The organism is Streptomyces sp. NPDC031466 (genome assembly GCF_055581265.1).
The window spans coordinates 164,215-181,114 of sequence record NZ_JBVIJT010000008.1 but is presented as its reverse complement, the minus strand read 5'-3'; the positions used below and the strand labels follow the sequence as shown (position 1 = coordinate 181,114).

Annotated in this window: 16 protein-coding genes; 15 read left to right on the top strand and 1 reads right to left on the bottom strand. The window is 73.0% G+C overall.

The features are described 5' to 3' along the window. The first annotated feature begins 155 nt into the window (after positions 1-155). The 6 genes from ACZ5GP_RS21090 (at position 156) to mtnB (ending at position 6,330) form a co-directional block, all read left to right on the top strand. On the top strand, positions 156-947 hold the full coding sequence (locus ACZ5GP_RS21090; protein WP_468752299.1) for an MIP/aquaporin family protein: 792 nt from the start codon (positions 156-158) through the stop codon (positions 945-947). A gap of 81 nt (positions 948-1,028) precedes the next feature. Then, the gene (glpK, locus tag ACZ5GP_RS21085; protein ID WP_358578983.1) at positions 1,029-2,573 is read left to right on the top strand and encodes a glycerol kinase GlpK; all 1,545 of its coding nucleotides are present in this window, start codon (positions 1,029-1,031) and stop codon (positions 2,571-2,573) included. Positions 2,574-2,577: 4 nt separating this feature from the next. Then, positions 2,578-4,188: a glycerol-3-phosphate dehydrogenase/oxidase gene (locus ACZ5GP_RS21080; RefSeq protein WP_468752298.1), complete on the top strand. Its 1,611-nt coding sequence runs from the start codon at positions 2,578-2,580 to the stop codon at positions 4,186-4,188. A gap of 182 nt (positions 4,189-4,370) precedes the next feature. After that, positions 4,371-5,000 (top strand): 1,2-dihydroxy-3-keto-5-methylthiopentene dioxygenase, encoded by a 630-nt coding sequence (locus tag ACZ5GP_RS21075; protein ID WP_468752297.1) that lies wholly within the window; start codon positions 4,371-4,373, stop codon positions 4,998-5,000. Then, on the top strand, positions 4,997-5,719 hold the full coding sequence (gene mtnC, locus ACZ5GP_RS21070; protein WP_468752296.1) for an acireductone synthase: 723 nt from the start codon (positions 4,997-4,999) through the stop codon (positions 5,717-5,719). The genes ACZ5GP_RS21075 and mtnC overlap by 4 nt, the downstream gene beginning before the upstream one ends. Next, the gene (mtnB, locus tag ACZ5GP_RS21065; RefSeq protein ID WP_468752295.1) at positions 5,716-6,330 is read left to right on the top strand and encodes a methylthioribulose 1-phosphate dehydratase; all 615 of its coding nucleotides are present in this window, start codon (positions 5,716-5,718) and stop codon (positions 6,328-6,330) included. The genes mtnC and mtnB overlap by 4 nt, the downstream gene beginning before the upstream one ends. Before the next feature lie 86 nt (positions 6,331-6,416). Here the strand turns inward: mtnB and mtnA are convergent, their stop codons facing one another. Further along, positions 6,417-7,502, bottom strand: a complete 1,086-nt coding sequence (mtnA, locus tag ACZ5GP_RS21060; RefSeq protein WP_468752294.1) for an S-methyl-5-thioribose-1-phosphate isomerase — start codon at positions 7,500-7,502, stop codon at positions 6,417-6,419. 349 nt (positions 7,503-7,851) lie between these two features. On the opposite strand from mtnA, the gene ACZ5GP_RS21055 reads away from it, so the two are divergent. From ACZ5GP_RS21055 to ACZ5GP_RS21015, 9 genes are all read left to right on the top strand, one after another. Further along, on the top strand, positions 7,852-8,916 hold the full coding sequence (locus ACZ5GP_RS21055) for a BMP family ABC transporter substrate-binding protein (RefSeq protein ID WP_468752535.1): 1,065 nt from the start codon (positions 7,852-7,854) through the stop codon (positions 8,914-8,916). After that, positions 8,900-10,447 (top strand): ABC transporter ATP-binding protein, encoded by a 1,548-nt coding sequence (locus tag ACZ5GP_RS21050; RefSeq protein ID WP_468752293.1) that lies wholly within the window; start codon positions 8,900-8,902, stop codon positions 10,445-10,447. The genes ACZ5GP_RS21055 and ACZ5GP_RS21050 overlap by 17 nt, the downstream gene beginning before the upstream one ends. A gap of 1 nt (position 10,448) precedes the next feature. Next, the gene (locus ACZ5GP_RS21045) at positions 10,449-11,507 is read left to right on the top strand and encodes an ABC transporter permease (protein ID WP_468752292.1); all 1,059 of its coding nucleotides are present in this window, start codon (positions 10,449-10,451) and stop codon (positions 11,505-11,507) included. Continuing rightward, positions 11,507-12,469: an ABC transporter permease gene (locus tag ACZ5GP_RS21040; protein ID WP_468752291.1), complete on the top strand. Its 963-nt coding sequence runs from the start codon at positions 11,507-11,509 to the stop codon at positions 12,467-12,469. The genes ACZ5GP_RS21045 and ACZ5GP_RS21040 overlap by 1 nt, the downstream gene beginning before the upstream one ends. Beyond that, a complete protein-coding gene (locus tag ACZ5GP_RS21035; protein ID WP_468752290.1) occupies positions 12,466-13,236 on the top strand; it encodes a phosphorylase family protein in 771 nt (256 codons plus the stop codon). The genes ACZ5GP_RS21040 and ACZ5GP_RS21035 overlap by 4 nt, the downstream gene beginning before the upstream one ends. Positions 13,237-13,266: 30 nt before the next feature. After that, on the top strand, positions 13,267-14,625 hold the full coding sequence (locus ACZ5GP_RS21030) for an amidohydrolase (RefSeq protein ID WP_468752289.1): 1,359 nt from the start codon (positions 13,267-13,269) through the stop codon (positions 14,623-14,625). After that, positions 14,622-15,275, top strand: coding sequence for a sulfite oxidase-like oxidoreductase (locus ACZ5GP_RS21025; protein ID WP_468752288.1), 654 nt, complete (start codon positions 14,622-14,624; stop codon positions 15,273-15,275). The genes ACZ5GP_RS21030 and ACZ5GP_RS21025 overlap by 4 nt, the downstream gene beginning before the upstream one ends. 1 nt (position 15,276) lies before the next feature. Beyond that, positions 15,277-16,059 carry a ferredoxin reductase gene (locus ACZ5GP_RS21020; protein ID WP_468752534.1) on the top strand — a complete coding sequence of 261 codons (783 nt, stop codon included), beginning with the start codon at positions 15,277-15,279 and terminating at the stop codon, positions 16,057-16,059. A 77-nt stretch (positions 16,060-16,136) separates the two neighbouring features. After that, positions 16,137-16,808, top strand: coding sequence for a FadR/GntR family transcriptional regulator (locus ACZ5GP_RS21015; RefSeq protein ID WP_468752287.1), 672 nt, complete (start codon positions 16,137-16,139; stop codon positions 16,806-16,808). The last annotated feature ends 92 nt before the right edge of the window (positions 16,809-16,900 follow it).

Below are 16,900 nucleotides of genomic sequence, written 5' to 3'. Positions count from 1 at the left end.
CTCGCGTCCATCGGTCGGCATTGTCGAACACCTACCGGCATTCCGCGTTAGAGTGTGACAAGGCCAAGGGCCGGCAACGACCTCACCTGAGGTCGCGGACCACCGGAGGGACCCGGGGTTCGCCTTCCCCTGGACGAAGGACAAAGGAGTCGCGGGTGTCCAGCTCCGACATCTTCATCGGCGAGACCATCGGTACCGCCGTGCTCATCCTGCTGGGCGGCGGCGTGTGCGCCGCCGTCACGCTCAAGCACTCAAAGGCCAAGGACGCCGGCTGGCTCGCGATCACCTTCGGGTGGGGCTTCGCCGTTCTGACGGCCGCCTATCTCGCGGGTGGCGTCTCCAATGCCCACCTGAACCCGGCGGTCACGCTCGGCCTCGCGATAGAGGGCGGCACCAAGTGGGGCGACGTCCCGCTCTACCTGGCCTCGCAGCTGCTCGGCGCCATGATCGGTGCCGTCCTGGTGTGGGTCACGTACCTGGGCCAGTTCAAGGCCCACCTGACCGACCCCGAGATCCTCGCGGCGCAGCCCGCCGTGGAGGGCATGGTGGACCAGAAGGCCGCCCCCGCGGCCGGCCCGGTGCTCGGGATCTTCTCGACCGGCCCCGAGATCCGCAACTACGTCCAGAACGTGGTCACGGAGATCATCGCCACCGTCGTGCTGGTGCTCGCCATCCTCACGCAGGGCCTGAACGACGGCGGCAACGGCCTCGGCGTCCTCGGCGCGCTGATCACCGCGCTCGTCGTGGTCGGCATCGGCCTCTCGCTCGGCGGCCCCACGGGCTACGCCATCAACCCGGTCCGTGACCTCGGTCCCCGTATCGTCCACGCCCTGCTCCCGCTGCCGAACAAGGGCAGCTCGGACTGGTCGTACGCCTGGGTTCCGATCGTCGGTCCGCTGATCGGCGGCGCCATCGCCGGCGGTCTCTACAACATCGCCTTCAAGTAGGCGTTCAAGTGGACCCGCGACAGCGACCGATGACCGCCTAAGACGCCCGAGCCGTCAGCAGAGAACTCAGGAGCACACACCGTGACCGACGCACACACCGCAGGCCCCTTCATCGCGGCCATCGACCAGGGCACCACGTCCAGCCGCTGCATCGTCTTCGACAAGGACGGCCGGATCGTCTCGGTCGACCAGAAGGAGCACGAGCAGATCTTCCCCAAGCCGGGCTGGGTCGAGCACGACGCCACCGAGATCTGGACCAACGTCCAGGAGGTCGTCGCCGGAGCCGTGTCCAAGGCCGGCATCACCCGGGACGACATCAAGGCCATCGGCATCACCAACCAGCGCGAGACCACGCTGCTGTGGGACAAGAACACCGGCGAGCCGGTGCACAACGCCATCGTCTGGCAGGACACCCGCACCGACGCGCTCTGCCGGGAGCTCGGGCGCAACGTCGGCAAGGACCGCTTCCGCCGCGAGACCGGCCTGCCGCTGGCCTCCTACTTCGCGGGGCCCAAGGCCCGCTGGCTGCTTGACCACGTCGAGGGCCTGCGCGAGCGCGCCGAGGCGGGCGACATCCTCTTCGGCACCATGGACTCCTGGGTCATCTGGAACCTCACCGGCGGGGTGAACGGCGGCAAGCACGTCACCGACGTCACCAACGCCTCCCGCACCATGCTGATGAACCTCCACAAGATGGAGTGGGACGAGCGCATCTGCGAGTCCATCGGCGTCCCGAAGCAGATGCTGCCCGAGATCCGCTCCTCCGCCGAGGTCTACGGCGAGGTCACCGGCGGACAGCTCGGCGACCTGCTCGGCGGCATCCCCGTCGCCTCCGCGCTCGGTGACCAGCAGGCGGCCCTGTTCGGCCAGACCTGTTTCGCCGAGGGCGAGGCGAAGTCCACGTACGGCACCGGCACCTTCATGCTGATGAACACCGGTGACAAGGCCATCAACTCCTACTCCGGGCTGCTGACCACCGTCGGCTACCAGATCGGCGAGCAGAAGCCGGTCTACGCCCTGGAGGGCTCCATCGCGGTCACCGGTTCGCTGGTGCAGTGGATGCGCGACCAGATGGGCCTGATCAACTCCGCCGCCGAGATCGAGACGCTCGCGTCATCGGTCGAGGACAACGGCGGCGCCTACTTCGTGCCGGCCTTCTCCGGTCTGTTCGCCCCGTACTGGCGCTCCGACGCCCGCGGTGTGATCGCCGGACTGACCCGGTACGTCACCAAGGCGCACATCGCGCGCGCCGTCCTGGAGGCCACGGCCTGGCAGACCCGTGAGATCACCGACGCCATGACGAAGGACTCCGGCGTCGAGCTCGCGGCCCTGAAGGTCGACGGCGGCATGACCTCCAACAACCTGCTGATGCAGACCCTCTCGGACTTCCTGGACGCGCCCGTGGTGCGCCCGATGGTCGCCGAGACGACCTGCCTCGGTGCCGCCTACGCCGCCGGTCTCGCCGTCGGCTTCTGGTCCTCGACCGACGAGCTGCGCGCCAACTGGCGGCGGGCCGCCGAATGGACCCCGAACATGGACGCGGGCACCCGCGACCGTGAGTACAAGAGCTGGCTCAAGGCCGTGGAACGGTCGATGGGCTGGCTCGATGAGAGTGGCGAGGAGTAAGACAATGACCACCCTGCAGAGCGTCCCTGCCCTCGGGACGCATCCGGCTGCCGGCCTCAACCCGAGCCGCGCCGAGACCCGGGAGCAGCTTTCCAAGGCGACGTACGACCTCCTGGTGATCGGCGGCGGGATCCTGGGCATCTCCACCGCCTGGCATGCCGCGCAGTCGGGACTGCGGGTGGCCCTGGTGGACGCCGGTGACTTCGCCGGCGCCACCTCCTCCGCCTCCTCCAAGCTGCTCCACGGCGGTCTGCGCTACCTGCAGACCGGCGCGGTGAAGCTGGTGGCGGAGAACCACTTCGAGCGTCGCGCGGTCTCCCGCCAGGTGGCCCCCCACCTGGCGAACCCGCTCACCTTCTACCTGCCGGTGTACAAGGGCGGCCCGCACGGCGCCGCCAAACTGGGCGCGGGCGTCTTCGCGTACAGCGCGCTGTCCGCCTTCGGCGACGGCGTCGGCCACCTGCTGTCGCCGTCGAAGGCCGCGCAGGACGTGCCGGAGCTGCGCACGGACAACCTGAAGGCCGTCGCGGTCTACGGCGACGACCAGATGAACGACTCCCGCATGGCCCTGATGACGGTCCGCGCGGCCGTCGAGGCCGGCGCCGCCGTCCTCAACCACGCCGAGGTCACCGGGCTGCGCTTCACCAAGGGCCGGGTCACGGGCGCGGAGCTGAAGGACCGCATGAGCGGCGACGAGTTCGGCGTCAACGCGCGGCTCGTACTGAACGCCACCGGGCCGTGGGTCGACCACCTGCGCAAGATGGAGAACCCGGACGCGGCGCCCTCCATCCGCCTCTCCAAGGGCGCGCACCTGGTCCTCAAGCGCACCTCCCCCTGGAAGGCCGCGCTGGCGACGCCGATCGACAAGTACCGCATCACCTTCGCCCTCCCCTGGGAGGACATGCTGCTGCTCGGCACCACGGACGAGGAGTTCGAGGGCGACCCGGCGGACGTCGGGGTCACCGAGAAGGACACCGCCCAGATCCTGGACGAGGCCGCCTTCTCCATCCGCGACCAGCAGCTGTCGCGCGACCTGATCACGTACTCCTTCGCGGGTCTGCGGGTGCTGCCGGGCGGCCCCGGCGACACCTCGAAGGCCAAGCGCGAGACGGTCGTCACCGAGGGCCGCGGCGGCATGCTGTCGGTCGCGGGCGGCAAGTGGACCACGTTCCGCCACATCGGCCGTACGGTGATGAAGAAGCTGGAGTCGCTTCCCGGCCACCCGCTGGGCGACGACTACGAGCCCATCTCCGAGCTGCCGAAGAAGCTGCCGCTGCCCGGCATCGCCAACCCGCGCGCCGTCGCCCACCGCCTGCTGGTGGACGGCCCGGCCCCCGGGCCGCGCATGGCCGCCGACACCGCCCGGCACCTGGCGACGCACTACGGTTCGCTCTCCTTCGACATCGCCCGCCTGGCGAACGAGAACCCTGAGCTGGCCGAGCGCGTCCACCCGGACGCCCCGGAGATCTGGGCGCAGGTCGTCTACGCCCGGGACAACGAGTGGGCCGAGACGGCGGACGACGTGCTGCGCCGCCGCACCACGCTGACGATCCGGGGCCTGGCCACGGACGAGGTGCGGGGCAAGGTCGAGGACCTGCTGGGCAAGAAGGCCTGACGGCACATCGGCAACAGGTAAGGGGCGGCCTCTTGGGAGGCCGCCCCTTACGTGTGTCCGGACCGGCGCGCCCCGGTCAACCGCCGGCGAATCGTCACGTCCACGCAATGGAACCCCCTGGGAGGCGTCGGGGCAGGAGGCTACGATCCCGGGAACAGCCGCCGACCTGCCCTGGAGCGACCATGACCCTCCTGACGACCTGGCCGGAGGCCGGGCCCGAGACCGTCGTACGCCGCACTTCGGACCCGGCGCGGATCGCCGCCGCGCTCGCTCCGATAGGCGTGCGCTACGAACAGTGGCCGGTGCGCGAGGACGTGCCGGCCGACGCGGACAGCGACACCGTGTTCGCCGCGTACCGCACGGAGATCGACAAGCTCAACGCCGAAGAGGGCTTCCGGACGGTCGACGTCGTGGCGCTGCGTCCCCCGGCCGAGGGGAGCGACCCCGAGTGGCCGGCGAAGGCGGCCGCCGCCCGGCAGAAGTTCCTGGCCGAGCACACGCACGACGACGATGACGAGGTGCGCTTCTTCGTCGCGGGCGCCGGGATCTTCTACCTCCACGCGGGCGGCGAGGTGCACGCCGTCTACTGCGAGAAGGGCGACCTGCTCGGCGTGCCGCGCGGCACCACGCACTGGTTCGACATGGGCACCTCGCCCGCCTTCACCGCGATCCGCTTCTTCCACGAGGAGGACGGCTGGGTCGGCAACTTCACGGGCGACCCGATCGCCGGCCGCTTCCCCGACTTCGACACGATCCACGCGGAGTACGTCGGGGCAGGCGGGGCCGCCGCGACTGCCGGGAGCGCCGCGTGAGCGTCCGTTTCGACGTGGACGCCGTGGTGCTCGACATCGAGGGCACCACGAGCGCCACCGGTTTCGTGGTGGACGTCCTGTATCCGTACGCGCGTGAGCGCTTCGGGGCGCTGCTCGCCACGCGGGGCGAGGAGCCCGAGGTGGCGCGGGCCGTAGCCCAGGTGCGCGCCGAGATCGGCGAGCCCGACGCCGACGCGGGGCGCGTGGAGAAGGTCCTCGGCGAGTGGATCGACGAGGACCGCAAGGTCACGCCCCTCAAGACGCTCCAGGGCATCTTGTGGGCGGAGGGCTTCGCACGCGGCGAGCTGGTCTCGCACTTCTACCCCGACGTCATCCCGGTACTGCGCCGCTGGCACGCGCAAGGGCTGCGGCTGTACGTCTACTCGTCGGGCTCGGCGGCCGCGCAGCGGGCGTGGTTCGCGCATACGCCGGAGGGCGACCTGCTCGGGCTCGTCAGCGGGCTGTACGACACCGAGAACGCGGGGCCCAAGCAGCAGCCGGACTCCTACCGGGCCATCGCCGCGAGTACCGGCGACTCCCCCGGCCGCCTGCTCTTCCTCTCCGACCGGCCCGGCGAGCTGGACGCGGCGCGGGCCGCGGGCTGGCGGACGGCCGGGGTGCGGCGGGCCGGTGAGCCGTACTTCGCCGCCGGGGTGGGGGACCACCCCGAGACCGCGGCGTTCTCCGAGATCTCCCTTGCCACCAGGAGCAGTTCATGACCGAGACCATCGCCGCCGCCGCTTGGGACCTGGAGGAGGCCGGTGCCGTGCTGGCCGCCGAGGCCGCGCGGTTCGCCTCGTTCGGCTGGATGCGGGGGACGTCGGGGAACCTGTCCCTCGTGCTGTGCCGGGAACCGCTGCGCCTCGCGGTGACCGCCAGCGGGCGGGACAAGGGCGAACTGACGCCGTCCGACGTGGTGTTGACGGACGGGGAAGGCGCGGCGGTCGGCCCGGGCCGGCCCTCCGCCGAGGCGGCTCTGCACGCGCGCGTGGCGCGGCTGACCGGAGCGGGGGCCGTCGTCCACGTCCACACGGTGGCGTCGGTGGTCATGGGGCAGCGCTCACCCGGGGGCATCCCCTTCGAGGGCCTGGAAATGCTGAAGGGGCTCGGGCATCCGACGCACGAGGTCTCGGTGACCCTGCCGGTGATCGCCAACAGCCAGGACATGACGGAGCTGGGCGACCGCCTCGAAGCGGCGCTCACGCCGGGGATGCCGGCCGTGGTCGTGGCCGGGCACGGGATCTACGTGTGGGGCGCGGATCCCCGGGAGGCGCGGCACCGCGCCGAGGTCGTGGAGTGGCTGCTGGAGTTGGCGGCGGCGCGGGGCTGAGCAGCGGCCGGGGGGGTCCCGGCGCCACCCCCTATGGGCGCCCCCTCAGGAGGGCGCCTCCCCAGGTGGGCTCACCCGGGTGGGGCTTACCCCAGGCGGGTGCCCGGGAGGTGGGCGTCCGGCAGGGAGGCGTCCGGCAGCTCCCCCGCCGCCACCTCCCGCACGCCTCGCTCGGTGACCAGTGCCGTCACCAGGGAGCCCGGGGTGACGTCGAAGGCGGGGTTGTGGCCGCGCGAGGCCGCCGGGGCCGTGCGGACACCGGCCCACTCCAACACCTCGTCGCCGTCGCGCAGTTCGATGTGGATGGCGTCGCCCGACGCGGTGGCGAGGTCCACCGTCGTGGTGGGCGCCGCCACCATGAACGGGACGCCCGCGTGCGCGCACGCCAGGGCGATGGCGACGGTGCCGACCTTGTTGGCGGTGTCGCCGTTGGCGGCGATGCGGTCCGCGCCCACGATCGCCGCGTCGACCTCGCCCCGCAGGATCGTGCCGGCCGCGGCCCCGTCCGCTTGGACGTAGTGGGCGATGCCCTCCTGGGCGAGTTCCCAGGCGGTCAGGCGGGCCCCTTGGAGCAGGGGGCGCGTCTCGTCGGCGTAGACCTTCTCCAGGCGTCCCCTGGCGTGCAGCTCCCGGATGACGCCGAGCGCCGTGCCCCAGCCCGCCGTGGCGAGGGCACCGGTGTTGCAGTGGGTGAGGACGCGCAGGGGGCGCTCCGAGGAGGGGGCGACGCGTTCGAGCAGCCAGTCCGCGCCGTGGGCGCCCATGGCGCGGTTGGCCGCCAGGTCCTCGCGGACGACCGCGTCCGCCTCCGTGAGCACGGCGGCGATGCCCTCGTCGACGCGCGCCGCCACCCGGTCCACGCACACCATCAGGTTGACCGCGGTGGGCCTGGCCGCGCGGATCCGGGCGATCTCCGCGTCCAGGCGTGCGCGGTCCCAGCCCTCGCGCCCGGCCTGCGCCATGGCGAGCGCCACTCCGTAGCCGCCCGCCGCGCCGATCGCGGGGGCGCCGCGGACGACCAGGCGCACGATCGCGTCGATCAGCGCGTCGACCGTCGTGACGTCGAGCCGCTCCAGCGCGTGCGGAAGGGCCGTCTGGTCGATCAGGGACAGGGCGGGGGTGCCGTCCTCCGCGGCGGTCCACGTCACGGCCCGCAGGTCCTGGTTGCTCATGGGCTCAACTCCGAGTGAAGAGGGGCGATTTTGGCCGCGTGAGTAGGGGCGCCGTCACCGTACCTGACGTGCGCGAACCACATTCCGAGACGTCCGTGCGACCGCTCGGAGGCCGGTGTTACTCTCACCGCCACCCAGGACGGGTCGGTCCGATCCACGGTGCGAGGAGGCAGCCCATGAACGCGACATTCGCCGCGCCGCGCTGCCCCGCCGTGTCCCGCGGCCGCCGAATGTGCCGCTGTCGCCGCTGTTCCCGCTGAGCGACGCCGCTCACGCCCGCACGACTCTCCCGCTTCTGTGCCCGGGCCGCCCCCGGGCACCTTCACGAAGGCGATCCCCCGTGTCCCTGATGTCCTTGCGTACGCGCAGGTCCCCGAGGCTCACCTCGGCCACCGTCGGTGCCGTCTGCGCCGCGCTCCTCGCCTCGGGCTGCAACGCCGCGGCCGAGGGCGGGGGTTCGCACGAGGGCGGCGGCAAGGCGTTCACGCTCGTGACGCCCGACCCGGTCGCCCAGAACGAGTTCCTGAAGCTGGCCGTCAGCGGTGTGGCGGCGGCGGCGAAGACGCGGGGCGGCTCGCAGAAGGTCTTCCAGAGCAGCGACATCGACTCGCGCCGGCAGAACGTCGCCTCGGCCGTCGACGCCGCGCCCGACGTCGTCGTGCTGGTGGGCTTCGAGTTCGCGGACATCGTCGCACAGCAGGCGAAGGAGCACCCCAAGCAGCAGTTCCTGCTGGTCGACGCGTGCACCGAGAAGGCGTACGAGAACGTCACATGTGCCGTCTTCCGCGAGCACGAGGCGGTGTACCTGGCGGGCGCCGAGGCCGGTCTGCTCACGAAGAGCAAGAAGGTGGGGGCCGTCGACGTGCTCGACACGCCGCAGTTCCGCCGCTACAGCGAGCCGTTCGCGGCGGGCGCGCGGAAGGTCGACCCGAAGGTGTCCGCGCGGACGCTGTTCGTCGGCGGCCAGTCGCCGTTCAACGACGCGGCGCGCGCCAAGGACCAGGGGACGACGCTCGCCTCGGGCGGGGCCGACCAGGTCATGGCCGCCGCGGCGGGCGGCAACACGGGCGTCTTCCAGGCAGCGAGGACCGCCGGCGGCAAGGGCTTCCAGGCGTACGGCGTGGATGCCAACCAGTGCCTGGGCAGCCCCGGTGTCGTCGTCGACAACGTACTGAAGAAGACCGATGTCGCCGTGGAGAAGGGCATCGCCCAGATCCTCGACGGCAAGGGCGGCACCACGGTGTCGTACGGCCTCAAGGAGGGCGGCATGTCGCTGACCGGTCTGGAGCCGGGGCTCGCCGGCTCCAAGTGCCTGATCGCAAAGCCCGCCAACAAGGATGTGCTGCGGCGCGTCGAGGAGCTGCGCGACGACATCGTCGCCGGGAAGCTGACCGTCGATGACCCCGCGGCCTGAGGGCATCACCGCGGGTGCCGGAGCCGCGCCCGCCGTCGAACTGCGGGGCATCACCGTCGAGTTCCCCGGCACGCTCGCCAACGACCGGGTCGACCTGACCGTCCGGCACGGTGAGATCCACGCGCTGATGGGCGAGAACGGCGCGGGCAAGTCCACGCTGATGTCCGTCCTGTACGGCCTGCGGCGGCCGGACGCGGGCCAGGTGCTGCTGGACGGGCGCGAGGTGTCCTTCGCGAGCCCGAGCGAGGCGATCGCGGCCGGGCTCGGGATGGTGCACCAGAGCTTCAAGCTCTTCCCGTCCTTCACGGTCGCCGAGAACGTGGTGTTCGCCGCCGAACCGCGCCGTTTCGGTCTCACCGACCGCGGGGAGGCGCTGCGGCGGGTGGCCGCGCTCGCCGAGGAGCACGGGCTCGCCGTCGACCCGGCGGCGAGGGTCGGGGACCTGCCGGTGGGCGTGCGCCAACGCGTGGAGATCCTCAAACTGCTGTACCGGGGCGCCCGTACGCTCATTCTCGACGAGCCGACCGCCGTGCTGACGCCCGCCGAGGCGGACGCGCTCCTCGGCGTGCTGCGCTCGCTCGCGGACGAGGGCCGCACCGTCCTGCTGGTCACGCACAAGCTGCGCGAGGTCATCGAGGGCAGCGACGCCGTGACCGTGCTGCGCGACGGACGGGTGGCGGCGCGCACGCGGACCGCCGACACCAACGCGGACGCCATCGCGGCGGCCATGACGGGGCGCGCGGTGGACCTCGACCGGACACATCCGCCCGGTGCGCCGGGCGAGGAGGTCCTCGCGGTCACCGACCTGACGGCGGACGGGGTGCGGGGCGTCACGCTCACGGTCCGTGCCGGGGAGATCGTCGGCGTCGCGGGGGTCGCGGGCAACGGCCAGTCGGAGCTGGTCGAGGCCGTCACCGGGCTGCGGCCGGTGACCGGGGGCCGGGTCACGCTCGGCGGGCGGGACCTCACGGACGCGACGGTCGGGGAGCGCCGCGCGGCCGGTCTCGCGTACGTCCCCGAGGACCGCTCGGCGGTGGGCACCGCGCCGGCCGCGACGATCGCGGAGAACCTCGCGATGGGCCATCACCGCGGGCACGGCCCGTTCCGTCCGGCGCGGCTGCGCGAGCACGCGCGGACGCTGGTGGAGCGCTTCGGCATCAAGACGGCGTCGACCGGGCACCCGGCCGGCTCCCTGTCGGGCGGCAATCTGCAAAAGCTCGTCATCGGCCGCGAACTCGCCCACGAGGCACCGTTGTTGATCGTCGAGCAGCCCACCCGGGGCGTGGACATCGGAGCCGTGCAGACGATCCACGACCAGCTGATCGCCCACCGCGACGCGGGCCACGCCCTCCTGCTCGTCTCCGCCGAGCTGAGCGAACTCCGGGGCCTCGCGGACCGGATCCTCGTGATGTACGAGGGCCGCGTCGTCGCACAGTACCCGCGCGCCACGGCGGACGAACGCACGCTCGGTCTCGCGATGGCGGGCGCTTCTGCCGGCGCCGCCGCCCCGCCTTCCAAGGAGGCCCCCTGACATGGCGGTCCGAAGTTCCGCCGGAGCGCGGATACCACGCTCCCCCGCCCTGCACTCCGTCGTGGCCGCCGTGCTCGTCGGGGCGCTCTTCCTCCTCGGGACCGGGGCCGATCCCCTCGGCGCGTACGGGGCCGTCGTCAACGGTGCGCTGGGGCCCGACGGGATCGGGTCGACGCTGACCACCGGGACCAGCGTCCTCGGGCTCGCGGTGGCACTCGCCATCCCCCTGCGGGCGGGGCTGCTGAACCTCGGCGGCGACGGGCAGCTGGTGCTGGGCGGGATCGCCGCCGCGGCCACCGGGCTCTACGTCCCGCTGCCCGCGCCGCTCGCCGTGGCCGCCGCGCTGCTCGCCGGGATGGCGGCGGGCGCCGCCTACGCCGCGCTCGCCGCGATCTGCCAGAACCGCTTCGGCGTACCGCTGTTGGTGAGCAGTCTGCTGCTCGGCTATCCGGCCCAGTCCTTCGCCTCCTACCTCGCGCGTTTCCCGCTCAAGGAGGAGGGCTCAAGCCTGCCGCAGACCAGGCCGTTGCCGGACGGTGTCGCGCTGCCCGCCTTCGGTTCGTCGACGGTCACCGCGGGGCTCGTCGTCGTCGCGCTCGCCGCCGCGGCGTTCGCCGTCGCGGACGCCCGCACCGCCATCGGCTACGAGATCCGCATGACGGGCCTGAACCCGCGCTTCGCCGCGTACGCGGGGATCGACCGGCCGCGCCTCACCCTGCGCCTGATGAGTCTGTCGGGGGCCGTGGCGGGCCTGGTCGGCGCGATCGGCGTGCTCAGTTTCCCCCACCGCTTCATCGACGGCTCGCTGACCGCCGCCGGGCACACCTGGACCGGGCTCACCGCCGCGCTGCTGGCCTCGGCCGCGCCGCTGGGCACGGCGCTCGCCGCGCTGTTCTTCGCCGCGCTCGACGTGGGCGGGCTCGCCATGGAGCGGGCCACCGAGGTGCCGCGCGAGCTGACGCAGGTGCTCCAGGCCGTCGTCATCGTCTTCCTGGCCGCGCGCCTGCGCCTCACGTGGCGGCGCACCGAGAAGTCCGCACGCCTGGAAGGGGACCTGTGATGTCCGTCGACTCCGCGCTGTTCCACTCCGCGCTGCTCGCCCTCACGCCGATCCTGCTCGCCGCGCTCGGTGGCGCGATCTGTGAGCGGGCCGGCGTGTTCAACATCGGCCTCGAAGGCCTGATGCTGATCGGCTGCTTCAGTGCCGTGGCGGGCAGCTGGTTCACCGGCAGCGCGTGGCTCGGTGTCCTGTTCGGTGCCCTCGCGTCCGCCGCGTACGCGATGATCCTCGCCGTGGGCACCATCACCTTGCGCGGCGACGCCGTCGTCCTCGGCGTCGCACTCAACCTCCTCGCCGTCGGCCTGACCGGGTTCCTGCTGCGTACGGTCTTCGGCGTGCAGGGCACCTTCTCCGATCCGGCGCTCGCGGGTCTGGGCGGTGTCAGCCTGCCGGGCCTCGGCGCCGTTCCGTTCGTCGGGCCCGTGCTGTCCGGCCACTCCCCCCTCGTCCACCTGTCCTGGGCGGCCGTGGTCGTCGCGGCCGTGTTCCTCGCCCGGCACCCGTGGGGGCTGCGGCTGCGCGGTGTCGGCGAGGCGCCGGACGCGGCGGCGACGCTCGGCGTGAGCCCGGCGAGGTACCGCTACGCGGCCGTGCTCACCAGCGGTCTCCTGTGCGGCCTCGCCGGCGCCCAACTCGCGCTCGGCAACGTCACGCTCTTCTCGGAGAACATGACGGCGGGGCGCGGCTGGATCGCCGTGGTCGCGGTCATGCTGGGCCGGGCGTTGCCGCTCGGGGTGCTGCTCGCCGCGCTGCTGTTCGGTGTCGCGGAGGCGGTCGGTTTCCGGCTCCAGGGCAACGGCCTGCCGCCGCAGGCGACCGACGCGGCTCCCTACGTGGTGACCCTGGCCGCCCTCTTCCTGTCCACGGCGCGGCGCGGACGGCGTAAGCGTCTTCCCGCCGGCCCCACGTCCCCGGACCCCGGTCCGCCGAACCCCGAGCCCCTGGTAGGAGCCTCTTCATGACGTCCCTCACCGACGCGCTGCCCGTCACCCGTGTCCCCCGGACCGGCCTGCCCGCCCAAGCGGTCGTGGTCGGCGACCCGGGCCGCGCGGCCGCCGTCGCCGATCTGCTGTCCGACGCGAAGGAGGTGTCGTACCACCGCGAGTACCGCGTCTTCACCGGCACCTGGCAGGGCACCGAGGTCGTCGTCGCCTCGCACGGCGTGGGCGCCCCTGGCGCGATCCTCCTCTTCCAGGAGCTGGCCGAGGCGGGGGTCCGCACCTTCCTGCGGCTCGGCACGGCGGGCGCGATCCGCCCCGGCATCCAGGACGGCGACCTGGTCATCGCGGACGCGGCGGTGCGCGACGACGGCGTGACCCAGCAGCTGATCCCCGCCGAGTACCCGGCGTTCTCCGCCCCGGAGGCGGTCATCGCCCTCCAGCGCGCGGCGCGGGCGGCGGGCGCTCCCTATCACCGGGGCGTGGTGTGGACGCGGGCGGCGTTCCAGCCGGGCTTCCTGCCGCTGCCCGGCGAGGCGTACGCGGCCGCGGGGATCGCCGCCATCGAGATGGAGCTCTCCGCCCTGTACGTCTTCGCCTCGACGCACGGCCTGACGGCGGGCGGCGCGCTGGTCGTGGACGGCGCCAACGCCGACGAACTGGTGGACGCGGACGACCCCTTGTCGACCGGCGCCTACGACCCGCACCGCGACGTGGTCGCCGAAGGGGTCGAGCGGGGCGCCCGGATAGCCTTGGACGCGCTGCGCCTGCTGGCCGCGGCCGAGCACTGACACGACCGAGGCGAACGGGAAGAGACACCAGTGACACACCCCACCGACCTGCCCGCCCAGGCCCGCGGCGGCTCCCTCGACCTGCTGGTGCACGGCGCGGACGTGCTGACCGTCGACGACGCGGGCACGGTCGTGCCGGACGGCGCGGTGGCCGTCCGCGCCGGGCGCGTGGTCGAGGTGGGCCCCGCCGCCCGGCTGCGCCGGGCCTACGAGGCCGCCGAGGAGATCGACGCCCGGGGCTGCCTCGTGCTGCCCGGGCTCATCAACACCCATACGCACCTGGCGATGAACCTGATGCGCGGCATCGCCGACGACGTGACCCTCCAGGGCTTCCTCGCCCGGGTGATCCCACGCGAGGCGGCGATCCTGGACCCGGCCACGGTGACGGCCGCGCTCGGCGCCGCGATCGCCGAGTCCGTGCGCGGCGGGGTCACCGCCGCGCTCGACATGTACTGGTTCCACGAGGCGGCCGAGGCCGTGGCGCACGACGCCGGATGGCGACTGCTGACCGGGCCGACGTTCATGGACGTGCCGGGTCCGCCCGACGGCCGCCCCTACGCGGAGCGGCTCGGCTGGGCGAGGGCCGACCTGAAGTCCCGCACCCCCGCGCCGGGCACCCGCCCCGTGGTCTTCGCGCACTCCGCGTACACCCTGGACCCCGGGCAGCTGACGGAGATCGCCGCGCTCGCCCGGGAGTACGGCGCCCTGCTGCACCTGCACGCCGCCGAGAACGCGGGCGAGGTGGCGATGGTCACCGAGCGGTACGGCATGCGCCCGGTGGAACTGCTCGACTCGCTCGGCGTGCTCGGCCCCGACACGCTGCTCGCGCACGCCGTCGACCTGACCGACGCGGAGATCGCGACGCTGGCCCGCACGGGCACGGCCGTCGCGCACTGCCCGGTGTCGAACCTGAAGCTGGGCTGCGGCATCGCGCGCGTCCCCGATCTGCTGGCCGCCGGCGTCACCGTGGGCCTCGGCACGGACGGCGCCGTGAGCTCCAACACACTGGACCTGCTGGGCGCGGTGAACATCGCCGCCCTGGTGCACAAGGCGGGCGGCGACCCCACGGCGGTCGGCGCCGAGCAGGCCGTGCGGATGGCGACGATCGAGTCGGCGCGCGCCCTCGGCCTCGGGGACCAACTGGGTTCGCTGGAGGCGGGCAAGCGGGCGGACCTGATCGTGCTCGACCTGGACCGGCCGCACCTCGCGCCCCGGCACGACCCCTGGTCGACGCTGGCGTACGCCGCCAAGGCCGGTGACGTGCGCGACACCGTCGTCGACGGGCGCGTCCTGATGCGCGGGCGCACCCTGCGTACGCTGGACGAACCGGCTGTCCTGCGCGCCCTGCGGGACGCGGCGACCGACCCCGGAGTGACGAGCACCGCATGACCTCCCCCCACCGCACCCCGCCCGCCCGGACCGAGGCCTTCGAGCCCACCCGCGGCTTCACCGGCCGCGCCCGGGCCGCCGACCGCGATCCGCGCCTGCCCCCGGGCCAGTACGACGCCCGGGACGGCTGGCCCGTGCTGTCCGCCGAGGTGACCCCGCGTCTCGCGGCCGGCGACTGGACCTTCCGCGTCGACGGTCTCGTGGCGGCGCCGCGCACCTGGACCTGGGACGAGGCGCACGCGCTGCCTCCCTCGGAGTACCGCGGCGACATCCACTGCGTGACCAGCTGGTCCAAGTTCGGGGTGCGCTTCGGCGGGGTGAGCCTCGACACGTTCCTCGCCGACGCCGGCCCGCTGCCCGCGGCCACGCACGTCGTCGCGTACTCCCACACCGGCTACACCACCAACCTCCCGCTCGACGACGTGACGGGCGGCAGGGCGTGGATCGTGTGGGAGTACGGGGACGATCCGCTGCCCGCCGAGCACGGCGGCCCGGCCCGGCTGATCGTCCCCCACCGCTACTTCTGGAAGAGCGCCAAGTGGGTCGCGGGGCTGCGCCTGCTCGACCATGACGAGCCGGGCTTCTGGGAACGGAACGGCTACCACCACCGGGGCGACCCGTGGGCCGAGGAGCGCTACGCAGGTGACTGACATCCCCTCCGAAACCTCCGAAACCTCCGAACCCCCCTCCCCCGAACGGCCCTTCGTGCCGCCGACGCGGTTCGCCGTGCCCGGCCGGATCGCCGTCAGCAACCGCGCCGCCGCCCTGTGGCAGCACGCGCTGATCACGGAGATCCGCCGGGAGACCCCGGCCGCCTCGACGTTCCGGCTCAAGGTCCCGGACTGGGCGGGCCATCTCCCCGGCCAGCACCTCATGCTGCGGCTCACGGCACCGGACGGCTATGTCGCCCAACGGCACTACTCGATCGCCTCCGCGCCCGACGGGAGCGGCGAGATCGAGCTGACCCTCGACCACGTGCCCGGCGGTGAGGTGTCCGGGCATCTGCACACCGTGGCCCGCGTCGGCGACACGGTGGAGGTGCGCGGCCCGCTGTCCGGCTTCTTCGCCTGGCCGGGCGACCGGCCCGCGCTGCTGCTCGGGGCGGGCTCGGGTGTGGTGCCGTTGATGTCGATGGTCCGCCACCACCGTCTGCGCGGCCTCGGCCTGCCGCTGCGGCTGATCGTCTCGGCGCGCACGTCCGAGGACCTGATCTACGCCGACGAGTACGCCGACGAGACCACCGTCGTCCTGACCCGTACCGAGGGCCGTCTGCACGCGGGGCACCTGGCGCCCTTCCTCGGTGACGAGGGGCGGCCCGAAGGCGGCTGGGAGGCGTACATCTGCGGCTCCAACGGCTTCGCGGAGCACGCCTCGCGGCTGCTGGTGGAGGCCGGCCAGCCGGTGGACCGGATCCGGATCGAACGCTTCGGCTGAGGCCTGCCGCGCAGGGAGACATAATCGGCACCCACATCGGATGTCCGTTCATTGCTGCCCCCTGAGGCGAGGTCCCCATGGCTGTCACCGACGAGGCCATCGAGAAGATCAAGGGAATGATCGTCTCGGGCGCGCTGCGTCCCGGCGACCGCCTGCCCAAGGAGAGCGAACTCGCCGCCGGCCTCGGCCTGTCCCGCAACTCGCTGCGCGAGGCGGTGCGCGCGCTCTCGCTGATCCGCATCCTCGACGTGCGCCAGGGCGACGGCACGTATGTGACGAGCCTCGACCCGCAACTGCTCCTGGAGGCGCTGAGCTTCGTCGTCGACTTCCACCGCGACGACACGGTCCTGGAGTTCCTCGCGGTGCGCCGCATCCTCGAACCGGCGGCCACCGCGATGGCCTGCGCCCGCATCACCGACGCCGAACTGGACGCGCTGGGCGGGCTGTTGGACGAGCTGGGGGACGCGCCCTCCGTGGCGGAACTGGTCGCCCGCGATCTGGAGTTCCACCGCGGCATCGTCCGCTCGTCCGGGAACTCCGTGCTGTGCTCCCTGCTCGACGGCCTGTCCGGGCCCACCACCCGGGCCCGCGTCTGGCGCGGCCTGACCCAGGAGGACGCGGTCGGCCGCACGCTCCACGAGCACCGCGCGATCCTCGCGGCGCTGCGCGAGCGCGACGCGGAGGCGGCGAGGTCCTGGGCGACGGTGCACGTGGCGAGCGTGGAGCAGTGGCTGCGGTCCGCGCTGTGAGCGCCGTTTCCCGGCGCCGGGGGTGGGCAGTGATCACGCATTCCCCCACGCATGGGGGCTGCGGAGGGCCCCCGCCGACGCCGTAAGGTTGG